This window comes from Snodgrassella sp. ESL0304, assembly GCF_013344995.1.
Lineage (GTDB): Bacteria > Pseudomonadota > Gammaproteobacteria > Burkholderiales > Neisseriaceae > Snodgrassella > Snodgrassella alvi.
On the sequence record NZ_JAAEDR010000015.1, the window covers coordinates 101,495 to 114,368 of the forward strand.

General features: G+C 42.6%; 10 protein-coding genes and 2 tRNA genes. 6 read left to right on the plus strand and 6 right to left on the minus strand.

Annotation, left to right across the window (positions count from 1 at the left end; translation table 11 throughout):
- Positions 1–186: 186 nt before the first annotated feature.
- From GYX91_RS08900 to tpiA, 4 genes are all read right to left on the minus strand, one after another.
- Positions 187–2,211, minus strand: coding sequence for a prolyl oligopeptidase family serine peptidase (locus GYX91_RS08900; RefSeq protein ID WP_174830631.1), 2,025 nt, complete (start codon positions 2,209–2,211; stop codon positions 187–189).
- 236 nt (positions 2,212–2,447) lie between these two features.
- Positions 2,448–2,533, minus strand: a tRNA-Leu gene (locus GYX91_RS08905).
- A 19-nt stretch (positions 2,534–2,552) separates the two neighbouring features.
- Entirely contained in the window at positions 2,553–2,915 is a 363-nt protein-coding gene (gene secG / locus GYX91_RS08910; protein ID WP_025331458.1) for a preprotein translocase subunit SecG, read from the minus strand.
- 14 nt (positions 2,916–2,929) lie between these two features.
- Complete coding sequence (gene tpiA / locus GYX91_RS08915) at positions 2,930–3,685, minus strand: triose-phosphate isomerase (RefSeq protein ID WP_084563470.1); 756 nt, start codon at positions 3,683–3,685, stop codon at positions 2,930–2,932.
- A gap of 586 nt (positions 3,686–4,271) precedes the next feature.
- Here tpiA and GYX91_RS08920 point away from each other — a divergent pair.
- The 3 genes from GYX91_RS08920 (at position 4,272) to GYX91_RS08930 (ending at position 6,614) form a co-directional block, all read left to right on the plus strand.
- Positions 4,272–4,928: a protein-L-isoaspartate O-methyltransferase gene (locus GYX91_RS08920; RefSeq protein ID WP_084587176.1), complete on the plus strand. Its 657-nt coding sequence runs from the start codon at positions 4,272–4,274 to the stop codon at positions 4,926–4,928.
- Positions 4,929–5,264: 336 nt separating this feature from the next.
- Positions 5,265–5,492 carry a ChaB family protein gene (locus GYX91_RS08925; RefSeq protein WP_025331461.1) on the plus strand — a complete coding sequence of 76 codons (228 nt, stop codon included), beginning with the start codon at positions 5,265–5,267 and terminating at the stop codon, positions 5,490–5,492.
- A gap of 798 nt (positions 5,493–6,290) precedes the next feature.
- On the plus strand, positions 6,291–6,614 hold the full coding sequence (locus GYX91_RS08930; RefSeq protein ID WP_025331462.1) for a rhodanese-like domain-containing protein: 324 nt from the start codon (positions 6,291–6,293) through the stop codon (positions 6,612–6,614).
- Positions 6,615–6,709: 95 nt separating this feature from the next.
- On the opposite strand, the gene GYX91_RS08935 is transcribed toward GYX91_RS08930, so the two are convergent.
- Together GYX91_RS08935 and GYX91_RS08940 are read right to left on the minus strand one after the other, a co-directional pair.
- Positions 6,710–7,603, minus strand: coding sequence for a DMT family transporter (locus GYX91_RS08935; RefSeq protein WP_100125729.1), 894 nt, complete (start codon positions 7,601–7,603; stop codon positions 6,710–6,712).
- A gap of 313 nt (positions 7,604–7,916) precedes the next feature.
- A tRNA-Arg gene (locus GYX91_RS08940) sits at positions 7,917–7,992 on the minus strand.
- A 306-nt stretch (positions 7,993–8,298) separates the two neighbouring features.
- Between GYX91_RS08940 and GYX91_RS08945 the strand changes: the two genes are divergently transcribed.
- From GYX91_RS08945 to GYX91_RS08955, 3 genes are all read left to right on the plus strand, one after another.
- Complete coding sequence (locus GYX91_RS08945) at positions 8,299–9,369, plus strand: metallophosphoesterase (RefSeq protein WP_084585615.1); 1,071 nt, start codon at positions 8,299–8,301, stop codon at positions 9,367–9,369.
- A gap of 310 nt (positions 9,370–9,679) precedes the next feature.
- Entirely contained in the window at positions 9,680–11,092 is a 1,413-nt protein-coding gene (locus GYX91_RS08950; RefSeq protein WP_219999562.1) for an amino acid permease, read from the plus strand.
- A 112-nt stretch (positions 11,093–11,204) separates the two neighbouring features.
- A complete protein-coding gene (locus GYX91_RS08955; protein WP_174830632.1) occupies positions 11,205–12,869 on the plus strand; it encodes a glycosyltransferase family 39 protein in 1,665 nt (554 codons plus the stop codon).
- Positions 12,870–12,874 lie beyond the last annotated feature (5 nt).

The following is a 12,874-nucleotide window of genomic DNA, read 5'->3' on the forward strand; positions in this document are numbered from 1 at the left end:
CTTTTTTAGTTGTTGATATTATTGTACCTAATAAAAATAGAGTTTTCCATTTAAATTGTTTTTTGCCGTCTTTTCCGTGGTTTTCAGTGATTTTCACCGCACTTTTACTTATCACCCAAGTGCAAATTTAACAGCAAGCGGCAGCCATATTAGCACAGCCTGATTTTTTGCGACAAGCAATATGATTTATATTGAATCATTATTAACAATAGTTTTATATAAAAAATTCATAATCAGAGCCAGCTCCGCTGCTGTATTTTCCTGTGTTCCGCCACCTGCATGCCCGCCAGTATCAGGTGCTGCCAGCCATACCCGCTGCTTCAGCTGCCGCAGACGTGCATAGAACTTCAGTGCATGTGCCGGATGCACACGATCATCGTGCCGGTTAGTAGTAATCAATGCCGGCGGATAGTGTTGCAAATCACCCAAATTATGATAAGGAGAAAGCAGCTTTAATGCCGGTCTTTCCAAAGAATTCTCAGGATTTCCGTATTCATCAATCCACGAAGAACCTGCTGAAAGATAAGGGTAACGCAACATATCTGTCAGTGGCACTTCGCACACCATTGCCCCCATACTCTGCGGCTCACGGCAGAAAGCAGATGCCACTACCAGACCGCCATTACTACCGCCCTGTATCGCTGTATGTGCTGCCACAGCTCGATGATGTTTATATAAATCATGCAGCACAGCCAGCAAATCACCAACACTGATATGTTTATTAATCCCTTGAGCAGCCTGATGCCATAATGGTCCGAATTCACCTCCGCCACGGACATTTGCCAGCACAAAAGCATAGCCTCTGGCCAGCCAGTGCCTGCCAATACTGCCCAGATAATACGGCAGTTGCGGCATAGCGAAACCACCATACACATAAACAATTGTTGGCGTATCCTCACCGATTTGTTTACCAACATGAAAATAAGGAATAAATGTGCCATCAGCTGCAACTGCATTAAATTGCCGTACCTGCATTCCTTGCGGATTAAATTGCCGTGGCTGGCGGCGCATAACACACAACTCACCCAGATGTATATCCAGCGTATATAAAGTCAGAGGCTCAAGAAAATTACTGATAGCTAGATACACCACATCACCGCCCCACGGCTGATCAGTAATTTCCAGTGCACCTTCCGGCAAATTCGGCAAAGTAATTTCCTGCCAGCGGCTATCTGCAAAATGCCACGCCAGCAAACGGCTATGCACATTATCCAGTATGGACACCAGCACAAACCGTCGTGTAGTTTCAATATTTTCAATAGCCTGAGTTTCAGTTGGTAAAAAAATCAGCTCAGCCGCACCAAGCTCACCTTTGTGCAACTTCACTGCCACCAGACTGCCTGCCGGATAGGATTTATTTGCCCGCTGCCAGTCACTGCGTAACTGCACCAGCAATTGCCCGTACAGATAACCCATCAATTCACAATCATCCGGCAATCCCAGCGGCTTAACACTAAAATCAGCCAGTACCTGATAATACTGTTTGTGATAAAACCCTTCTGCTGCTTCAAGTAAATCAATCGGTGCGCCCTGGCTATCCAGATAACGCCAGGCATTAACCATCATGCCTTCTGCGGCCATTTCCAGTATCGGCAGTGCTTCTGCAAAAGATTGTCCGCGGCGCATCAGCCACACTTGTCTGGGATAACCCGCCTGCGTTAACTGCCGCTCATCCCAGGCCGGACATACCCATACGCTTTCAGTATCACGCCAGCTAATAATGCTTTTACTGAGCGGAAAATGAAAACCGCCTTCGACAACTTTACGCTCAGCCAGATTAAATTCAATTGTATAAGCAGCATCAGATCCGCCCGCACTCAGACTGATTAATACATGCTCCGGTGCCTGCACATAATGAGCCACTCCCTGTAAGTACACATCATCGTTAAGCAGAGAATCAAAATCAGCTACTGAAAACAAAATTTTCCATTCAGGCAAGCCTGCACGATAACTGGCCGCAGAACATACCCTGTACACACCCTTCGGAAATTCCGCTGACTGATAAAAATGATACATATGTGCACGGTGTTCCTGACAAAAAGGAATTTGCTGCTCATCCTGCAACATTGTCACAATATCATCACGCACCGCTGTATATTCATCACTCGATGCAAACTCAGCCTGAGCAGCTGCATCTGCCTGCTGAATAAAAGACTGAGTTAGTTCACTATCCAGGTCTTCAAAATGCACAAAAGGATCAGTATCTGTCATCTTTATTTTTCCAATAATTTATATCTTTTAATCCATATAACACTTCTGATATAGCAGACTGTTTATCTGGCCGGACGAATCAGACGGTATACAGATATAAATATAAACAAATAGGGCAGCCCAGACAGGCTGCCCTATTATTTAAATAAAATCAACAATATAATTTCATTATGCTTTTTACTAGCCACACACATTCGTATATACGATGTACAAAATATAAATTATTAATTTTTATATGGTGCCGACAACGAGAATCGAACTCGTACGACCTGAGGTCACCACCCCCTCAAGATGGCGTGTCTACCAATTTCACCATGTCGGCAATTAACTGTAAAAAATGTTTATTCCGGTATCAGCGGTTTTTGTGCCGGTTTCGCCGGTACGGCTGGCGCACTGGCAGGTGTGGCTGCCGGTACTACTACCTGTTGCTTCGGTTTCACATTACTAAAATCCAGCCCGCTGTGCCGGTGTGTGGAAATATAGCCTAAAGCTAAACAGGTAACAAAGAATACAGTAGCAGCAATTGCTGTGCTGCGACTGAGGAAATTTGCATTGCCGGCTGCACCAAAAACACCCTGAGCACTACCGGAACCAAATGCCGCGCCCGCATCAGCACCTTTGCCCTGCTGCATCAGCACCAGCACAATAACACTCAGCGCCGCGAAAATATTCACGATTAAAATAAGGGTTTTAAATGCTTCCATGATATCAACTTTTATCAAGCAGGCGCATATGCAGCCTGAATAATAGCGGCAAAACTGTCAGCCTGCAATGAGGCACCGCCAACCAAAGCACCGTCAACATGTGACACAGCCAGAATTTCAGCCGCGTTGCCCGCATTGACACTACCGCCATAAAGGACGCGGATTTTAACATCTTTACCACATAAAGACAAGATTTGCCGGTAAATTAACTCATGCATGGCGGCAATCTGTTCTGTAACCGGAACTTTCCCCGTCCCTATTGCCCATACCGGCTCATATGCCACCGCTACTTCACTCAGATCTGCCTCTGCCAGCAATGACAACTGTGCAGCTACTACCTGCTCTTCCTGTCCGGCTTCCCGTTCGGCAAGTGTTTCGCCTACACACAAAATAGGCAGCAATCCTGCTGCAATACTGTTCTGCATCTTTTCCAGCAGAATAGTATTATCTTCCTGAAAATACTGTCTGCGCTCCGAATGTCCGACCAGCACAAACTGCGCTCCGACATCAGCCAGCATCTGTGCACTTACTTCACCGGTAAAAGCTCCATTAACAGCAAACCGGCTGACATCTTCCGCGCCTACAGCCAGTGCTGTATTGGCAGCAAATTCTTTGATACCGGCAAGATAAACATTCGGGGCGGCAATACCACAATATACCTGTGCCGCAGCCGCGTTTACAGGTTGAAGCAATCCTTGCAGCAGCGTGCGGTTAGCTGCATTACTGCCATTCATTTTCCAATTACCTATTACCCACTTTTGCTGCCACATATATTTTCCCTTAAGACAAATAACATGCCAAACCTGAGCGTATGGCTATGACAGAAAGCTATTATTCATGCCATAAATTAGCTTCAGCTTTAAAATGGCGGCATTGTAACGGAAAATTACCATTTGTGCCTTGTCATTACTCAGAATTAAGCACATGTTTAACTGCAACTATATACATTTAACCCAAGGTAAATATTGTCTTAACTTGATCAAAATAATTCTGTTGACCAGATTTATTCTTTATATCTTCTAATAGAAAGAAAATAATAGAAAACAGCCATAAGGAAATCTACTTATCTGCAAAAAAACAGATAAAAACAAATTAAAAACAATTATCTTATATCGTATTGAATAAATAGCCGTATGATTTTTTCCATGCCAGAAAAAGCATCAGACATGATTCTGTCTGACTACCTGTAATCTGAACAGCAGAATTGATTAACCAATACCCTACTGCCGTACCGTAAATAGTTTTATAATTCACTTAAACTATATTCGTATATAATAGCCTAATAACAGAGCATATTGCTTTCTAAACCACTTACTATTCCACCCGCCCGGCGGGTATCAGCATTTCGGAGCAGACATGGATTTCAATAACGCCCGCTATAACATGGTTGAGCAGCAAATCCGTCCTTGGGACGTATTAGATTTTGATTTACTGGATGTCCTGTCCGACATTCCGCGTGAACGTTTTGTCCTGCCTCAGCAGCAGGAAGTAGCCTATACAGATCAGGCACTCGGGCTGGCTAACGGTGGCAAAATGCTTGAACCCAAAGTCGTAGCCAGAATGATTCAGGCACTGAAACTTAATCTGACCGATACCGTAGTAGAAATCGGCACAGGCTCCGGCTATGCTACAGCCATACTGGCAAAAATGGCCGGTAAAGTAATCAGTGTTGATATTGATGCTGAACAGCAACAGCGCGCCCAGTTAATACTTAGCGATATGGACTATACTAATATCAGCTATAAAACCTGTGATGGCTTGGCGGACAAACTCCCCGGCGCACCGTTCAGTGCCATTTATGTTGGCGGTTCATTACCCAAACTACCTGATTTATTACTGGATCAGCTGGCAGAGGATGGGCGCATGGTTGCTATTATCGGTGAAGCGCCGGTAATGCGTGCTATTTTATTTGAACGTCAGAATAATCAGCTTAGAGAAACTGTTTTATTTGAAACTGTAGCACCAGCTCTACATAGCTTAGAAATACCTGCACCAAGTCAGTTTAAATTCTGAACAAACTTTAATTCAAAATAAGCAGCGCAATTTATCATTTTGAAAATTGTGCTGTTATCAGAAAATTCTTTTTTTAAGACAATATACACCTGACAGGCTATCAATAATCATCCGCAAACTTTAATTAATATCAGTATTTAACAGATAAATTTATTTTTTATTTTTTTGTCTGATACTACTTTAAATAGCAATCCCGGCAACCATAAGCCAGTATATTGAAAAACAGCAACACATTGTTTTAAAAACTGTAAAATAAAAAAGATATTCCGAAATTTCGAATACTTATTTCATTGCTCTGGTAATATTTAAAATAATTTTATCTTCAGGAGCAGAATCATGCCTTATCAAACCCGCGCAGACTTACCGGCAGCAGTAAAACAGGCATTGCCTGAACATGCACAGGATATTTTCAAAGAAGCTTTTAATCACGCAATTCAGGAATATCAGGATCCGAAAAAACGCCGTGATAACAGTGATGCCGAAACCATTGCATATAAAGTTGCGTGGGCGGCAGTAGAAAAAACTTACCATAAAGGTAAAGATGGCAAGTGGCAGCCTAAATAATCTTTGTGATTGCCTTAATACCAACCACCAGCAATAATCTGTAAGAGTAAACGACAAAAAAGCAACGCAAACCTGTATTTAAGGCAATCAATTTGTTGACTCTATTTTAATTACACTGTGGGGATGCAGGTGTAAGTCTCTTTTCCAAAGCATAGCGTGTATCTCAAATGATAATTATGAGAACACATTTCTTTTAACACCCTGCCCGCCAGACTTTTTCCTGCTAGATGAAGCACTAATCAATATTACATTTCATGTATCAAACCAAAACCTGCTTTGGTTTTATCCTCTTTCAGTTATCGTCTGATTACTATCAACCATCACTAGAACAAAATATAGTGATTATATATATGCCATTTGACAAAACATTGTCGTAATTAGCGCGGTACAGACCTTACTTTCCTCTAAAACCGCATACTGTGACAGTGAATTTCTCATTAGAAATAGGACATACTAAAAAGTCAGACAGAATAAACTAAAAAGAGATAAAACCATGATGGAGTTTCAAGATAGTTTTGTCAGAAACTTTCAAATGAAGATTTTTATCACCATCTTAGCGAGAGCTTTAAATTATGAATGCTGACTCAGTTTAAGACAAAAAACAAACGGAAGATTTTTGATTAAGCAATATAATTATAACAATCTAAACGCTTAAATTACTCTTCCTATAGTAAGAGAATACATTGAGGTAGATAACTTATCCAATTTTATGGTTGAATACGTACGAGTAGAATTTGAGGAATAAATCAGTTTCTATAATTTAAACCATAAATGACATTTCACAAATCAGTTTATAATATGAGTATCCAAACATTGAACGCTGTCCAATTGCAGCAATGGCAACAGCAAAATCAGGATTTTGTCTTACTCGACGTTCGGGAAGATAATGAAGTTCAGTATGCAGCCATACCTGGCTCTATACACATTCCGATGAATATGATTCCGTTACGCCAGAATGAATTACCGGATGATAAACCCATCGTCTTATATTGCCACCTTGGTATGCGCAGCATGCAGGTAGCTTTATATCTGCAGGAAGCCGGCTTTGAAAATCTCTATAATCTCAACGGCGGTATCAATGCATGGTCACATGAAGTAGATGCAAGTGTACCAACCTATTAATTATCAGCATTGACAATTTAAATTGAAAAGCTCCTTAATTCATGGAGCTTTTTTTGGCACAGTAAAATTTTAATTATTATCAGAATACATAGTAATTACTGCTTTTTACTCCTCTTACCCTGTGATAATACCACACCACTTAGTGTCAGCAATGTACCCACAGCAGCAATTAAGTTAAATGGTTCTTTCAAAATAATTACTGCACTGATTATTGTAATAACAGGTACTAAATAAATATAAATACTGATTTTAACAGCCCCGACTAACTTAACCGCATAATTCCATGAAACAAAGCAGATTGCAGAAGCACCTACTCCTAGAAACAGGATATTAAGCATATTAACCGGCTTGTAAAAACGTACCAGTCCCCATTCAAAATTAAATAAATACAATGCAGGCAACATCAGAATCAAGCCATAAAAAAAGAAGCGTCTGGTCAGTAAAATAATATTGCAATCAAAACTGCTGCTTTTTTTGGTTAAAATCGAATAGCCAGCCCAGAACAGACAGGCTACAACTGCCAGAAAATCACCGAGCGGATTCAGAGAAAGAACAAACTTACCATTAAAGCTAATTAAGACCACACCAAAAACTGCCAGCAGACAGCCAATATAAAAACGCAGAGAAGGTGTTTCTGCTTTTAAAAAGAACATCGCTAAAATGGCGGTAAATACCGGAGCCAGACTGGCGATTACCCCCACGTTAGAAGCTGTTGTATAAGTTAATGCAATATTCTCACATAAAAAATAGCAGGTGACTCCACAAAAACCGGCAGCCATAAACAAAAGCTCTTTCCTGATGCCCTGCCAGCTCAAAAAATGAGGAGCCAGAACCCATAGTGTAAAGTAACCCAGCATAAATCGGAAAAATAGAATTTCTATAGGTTTGAATTCTGTCAGTAAAACCTTGGTGGAAATATAGGTTGTTCCCCAGATAAATATCGTAAACAGCGCAATCAAATGCCCTTGGGCTTTTTTTGACACTAGCATGAAAAATCTCTCTATTTATATAAATCAAATGCCATCAGAATTTTTTTATCCAAAACAGTTTGAACTTTTATTGATATTAAATTAAATAATTAATAAATTTTTTCGGCAAGGCAAATAGTTCAGAATGTATTACTCAAAGTCTTTGCAACAAAATAAGAGATAATTATGAATACATTATGATAGCAACAATTATGATTTGATGATTAAAGAATGTAACAGGTTATTTAAAATCAAATATCTTTATCAACAAAAATAATTGATACATATAAAATTTAAGGGCTTTTAGTAAAACTAAAAGCCCTTAAAAAAATTCTGGTGCACCCAACAGGGATCGAACCTGTGACCTCCGGCTTCGGAAACCGACACTCTTCCAACTGAGCTATGGATGCTGATAAATATTAAGAGTGGCAGATTTTAGCCCAAATCAGACAGTTTGGCAAAAGCAATCTATACCCATATAACATAAAAATTATCCTCCGCCTGTTTCTAAAAAGCAACCATATGAAATTAAATATTTTATTCATATTTTTATTCATACTGGTAATAATCACACAAAATGAGAGATTAATTGCAGTAAATTTGGCATACGTAAAATTTTTGTGCTATGTTTAATAACTTTGGTGCATTAAATTTTGTTTTATAACAAAGAAATATCCCTACAGACAGCTGTAAGGTCTGTTTGACAGGCCACATATATGTATTCTGATTCATGTTCATTTATACGTCCTCTTCCTGCCAGTACTGCACTGGATGTTATTGGTGATGTACATGGCGAGTGGGAAGCTTTACAGCAATTATTGCACTTTCTCGGTTATGATGAGAACGGACGGCATAAACATGGCAGAAAGCTGGTATTTGTCGGCGATTTATGTGATCGCGGACCAGATAGCCCGGCTGTACTCGACTGGGTAATTCAAGCAGTCGCAGCTGAAAATGCATTTACCATTATTGGCAATCATGAACTGAATTTATTGATTGATGATCCTAAAGACGGTTCGGGCTGGTATTTTGACAACCGTCCGCAGGACGAAACACGTTTTGCACCATGGCAGCATTATCCGAAAGACAAGCGCAGGCAACTACAGGAAACCATGGCACAATGGCCATTGATTCTGCAACGCGACGATTTACGCATTGTTCATGCCGCATGGCTGCCGGACAGCATTGATAAACTGATTCATTGTGGCGAAAAATCTCTGAGTAAACAGTATCACTACTGGGAGAACCGTTTTTTTGATGATTTTCGTCAGACTGAATGGTACGAATCTTATATACAGGAAACACAGCAGCTAAAAACAGAACTGGAAGATGAAAACTACACCATGCCATTTCAGCCCGGTGTTGCTCATTATGATTTATTACGTAGCTGCCATAATCCTATACGTGCACTGACCAGCGGTATTCAGGCTTTAACTCAGCAGCCATTTTATATAAACGGCCGCTGGCGATTTACGGTAAGAAAGCCGTGGTGGCAGCAATATACTGATCCGGTGGCGGTAATTATCGGGCATTACTGGCGCAGCTGGTATGGCACAGCAGGAGTAGCCGAACATCGCAAAGATCTGTTTCCCGAACCGCCAACTCACTGGCTGGGTAAGCAGCAACAGGTATTCTGTGTGGATTTTTCCATAGGTGCCCGCTGGCGTGAGCGCAAAAATGCCATCTTACCGGCAGACAGCCGGATGCATCTGGCCGCATTGCGCTGGCCGGAAAATCTCATCATGTTAAATAGTGGTAAATACTGCCCTGCTCAACGCAATCGCTGAATAATCCTGCCAGTCAACAATACATTTGTTATAATGAACGTTTTTACAGCAAAACAGTATATGCAAAAAGGATAATAACTCCGGCAAATGCTGTTTATACATTAATCTGCAATCCACTTTGGTATAGCACACTGGACATTGTTTCAGATGGTGCCGTTGCATCATTATGCCGGTATCAGAGTAATGAATGTATGCCGGATACTGCCATACATTCATGTATACCAGAGATTATTTACTCAATACCAGAATGACAGACGCCAACTCCTCTTCCAATCAAGTTAAACGCCATCTGAAAACCCGCCATCTGTCAATGATTGCCATTGGCGGCAGTATTGGTACGGGATTATTCATGGCCAGCGGCAGTGCCATTCACGATGCCGGGCCGGGAGGTGCACTGCTCGCCTATATGGCTATCGGGGTTATGGTGTATTTCCTGATGACCTCGCTCGGGGAAATGGCAACTTATCTGCCTACCTCCGGTTCCTTCTCTACCTATGCCGCCCGTTTTGTGGATCCGTCACTGGGATTTGCATTGGGCTGGAATTACTGGTTTAACTGGGTGATTACCGTTGCAGCCGATATTTCCATAGCTTCATTGGTCATTACCTACTGGGAACCATTGCGCTTTATGCCGGCATGGAGCTGGAGCCTACTGTTTTTTGCTCTCGTGTTTCTGCTGAATATTTTATCTGTACGAGCCTACGGCGAATCAGAATACTGGTTTGCTCTGATTAAAGTAGTTACGGTAATTGTGTTTCTGGGCGTGGGTGTACTGACTATTTTCGGTATTCTTGGCGGCCAGTATATAGGCTTAAGTAATTTCACTATCGGCGACGCACCAATTCTCGGACATGGCTGGTCGGGCGGATTTTTTACCGTACTCGGTGTATTTCTGATTGCCGGTTTCTCATTTCAGGGAACAGAACTTATCGGTATTACTGCCGGTGAGTCAGAAAATCCGCAGGAAAGTATTCCCAAAGCAATCAAACAGGTATTCTGGCGCATTCTGATTTTTTATATTCTGGCCATGCTGGTAATTGGTCTGCTTATTCCTTATAACAGCGATGCTCTGCTTGGTGCAGATGTGGATCAGGTTGCAAAATCGCCCTTTACACTGGTATTTGAGCGTGCCGGTCTGGCTTTTGCCGCAGCCATAATGAACACTGTGATTCTGACTTCTATTCTTTCTGCCGGCAATTCCGGTCTTTATGCATCTACCCGTATGTTGTATGCAATGGGTAAAGACGGCATGGCTCACCGCACTTTTGCTGAAGTAAACCGTCGCGGTGTACCTGTGCTGGCACTGCTGGCGACAGCAATTGTCGTACTGGCTATTTTCCTGCTGGAAAGTGTCGATGAAGGTGCATACGAATACATTGTTGCGGCATCCGGTCTTACCGGTTTTATTGCCTGGCTGGGTATTGCCATCAGCCACTATCGTTTCCGGCGTGCTTTTGTACGGCAAGGTAATGATGTGAATTCTCTGGTTTATCGTGCTAAATGGTTCCCGTTTGGTCCCATTTTGGCGCTTTTACTATGTATTCTGGTGATAATCGGACAGGACAGCCAGTTACTATTGCATGGTGATTTTAAATGGCAGCGCTTTGCCATCACCTATATGGGGCTGCCGGTATTCGCAGCATTCTATCTGTATCACAAGTTACGCTACCATACTCGCAAAGTACCTCTTGATAAGGTGAATCTCAGCAAACATATCGATTAAAACCGGTATTTACATTAATCATACAGACTACAGGCAGCCACAACTGGCTGCCTGCTGCATTTTCAGCTAACATTAAGCCCGTTTACTTATTATTTATTGCAGTCAGAATCACATGCTTACCTATACCCCCGCAAAATCCGGCAGTTCACCTCAGATGAACAAAAAACGTTCATGGCTGCTGCTGTTACTGGTATTTGTGTGGCTGTGGCCGGGTGTACTGCATCATGATTTATGGACACCGGGTGAACCTTATCTGTTTACTACCGTCAGTCAGTGGCAAACTTCAAACTGGGCAGTTCCGACTATTTTTGGTGAGATAAACTGGGAAGCTTCTCCGTTATATACATGGCTGGCAGTCTTATGTCAGCACTTATTCAGCCCGAAACGGATGGATGTCTATGAAGCCACCCGCCTTACCAATGTTATCCTTATAGTACTCACGTTTTCCTGTATTGGCGGTTCCGCACGCGAATTTCTCGGGCGTGGCTATGGCCGGATTGCGGTACTGATTTTATTAGGATGTACCGGTCTGCTGATTCCGGCACACTTTATTAACGACAGCATGATTCTCTGTCTTGGTGCATCCATGTGCTGGTATGGTTTTGCGCTGGCGGAACGACGTATTATGATGGCCAGCATGATGCTCGGCGGCGGTCTGGCAGTTCTGTCTTTAACCGGCAGTTTACTTTGGCCGCTATTGCTGATTCTGATCGCATTCAGCCTGCTGCTGCATTCGAAATGGCAAAGCAGGCGCTACCATCTGGTATTACTCATCTCCTTGCTCTGTGCTTTACCGCTGATGCTGATCTGGCCACTGGCCTTACATCAGACTGCTGCCAATATATTCAATTTGTGGTGGCAATACCATGCCCTCGCACCATTCGGCGGTTTCCGCCATTTTGAGGCACATTTCTCACTTGGGTATTACCTGAAAAATCTTATCTGGTTTGCTTTTCCTGCATGGCCATTAGCCATCTGGACAGCTACACGCTGTAAACTGAACAATCTGCGCTGGGGTATTCTCGGTATTATCTGGCTGAGCCTGTCTCTGCTTGTATTTGCTCTGCTGCCACAGCAATATCAGGATTTATTAGTATTTCTCCTGCCACCGCTGGCTGTATTAGGAGCAGCACAGCTGGATGCCCTGCGTCGCAACGCCATAGCATTTCTCAACTGGTTCGGCATTATGGCTTTCGGCTTTCTGGCTGTATTTCTCTGGCTGGGCTTTATTGCCATGAATTACGGCTGGCCGGCCAAACTGGCCGAACGGGCAGTTTATTTCAGCCCGTACTACCGCTACGATGTAAACTACTTTCCGGTAATTGTTGCCTGCGTACTGACACCATTATGGCTATGGGCCATTACCCGACAGCATATCCGCGGCAGACAGGCAGTCACTAACTGGGCTGCCGGCGTATTACTGGTGTGGTCTCTGCTGCTTACTCTGTTCTTACCATGGCTGGATGCAGCCAAATCCGCCCGGCCGGTTGTCCAGCAAATGCAAAACAGTCTGAGCGAAGAACAACAACAGGCTTTTATTAATATGCATGACTGCATCAGTGTTAACCAGAATAGCTTTAGCATGCGTATTGCATGGCAGCAATATAGCTGGATTCCTCTGCTGCCGGATAATCCGCACTGTAACTATCGTCTGATCAGCAGAGACTCCAAAAACACTCCGCCGCCTGAATGGCATGAAATCTGGTCTGGTGCCCGTCCGCGTGAAAAAAACAACATCATCGCCTTGTGGGTTAAATCCACTGCAACAAAGGAATAACAATT

What these genes read in the sequence shown, in the direction of transcription:
- GYX91_RS08900 (WP_174830631.1), bottom strand. Translation starts at nt 2,211, where the DNA reads ATGACAGATACTGATCCTTTTGTGCATTTTGAAGACCTGGATAGTGAA.
- secG (WP_025331458.1), bottom strand. Translation starts at nt 2,915, where the DNA reads ATGGAAGCATTTAAAACCCTTATTTTAATCGTGAATATTTTCGCGGCG.
- tpiA (WP_084563470.1), bottom strand. Translation starts at nt 3,685, where the DNA reads ATGTGGCAGCAAAAGTGGGTAATAGGTAATTGGAAAATGAATGGCAGT.
- GYX91_RS08920 (WP_084587176.1), top strand. Translation starts at nt 4,272, where the DNA reads ATGGATTTCAATAACGCCCGCTATAACATGGTTGAGCAGCAAATCCGT.
- GYX91_RS08925 (WP_025331461.1), top strand. Translation starts at nt 5,265, where the DNA reads ATGCCTTATCAAACCCGCGCAGACTTACCGGCAGCAGTAAAACAGGCA.
- GYX91_RS08930 (WP_025331462.1), top strand. Translation starts at nt 6,291, where the DNA reads ATGAGTATCCAAACATTGAACGCTGTCCAATTGCAGCAATGGCAACAG.
- GYX91_RS08935 (WP_100125729.1), bottom strand. Translation starts at nt 7,603, where the DNA reads ATGCTAGTGTCAAAAAAAGCCCAAGGGCATTTGATTGCGCTGTTTACG.
- GYX91_RS08945 (WP_084585615.1), top strand. Translation starts at nt 8,299, where the DNA reads ATGTATTCTGATTCATGTTCATTTATACGTCCTCTTCCTGCCAGTACT.
- GYX91_RS08950 (WP_219999562.1), top strand. Translation starts at nt 9,680, where the DNA reads ATGATTGCCATTGGCGGCAGTATTGGTACGGGATTATTCATGGCCAGC.
- GYX91_RS08955 (WP_174830632.1), top strand. Translation starts at nt 11,205, where the DNA reads ATGCTTACCTATACCCCCGCAAAATCCGGCAGTTCACCTCAGATGAAC.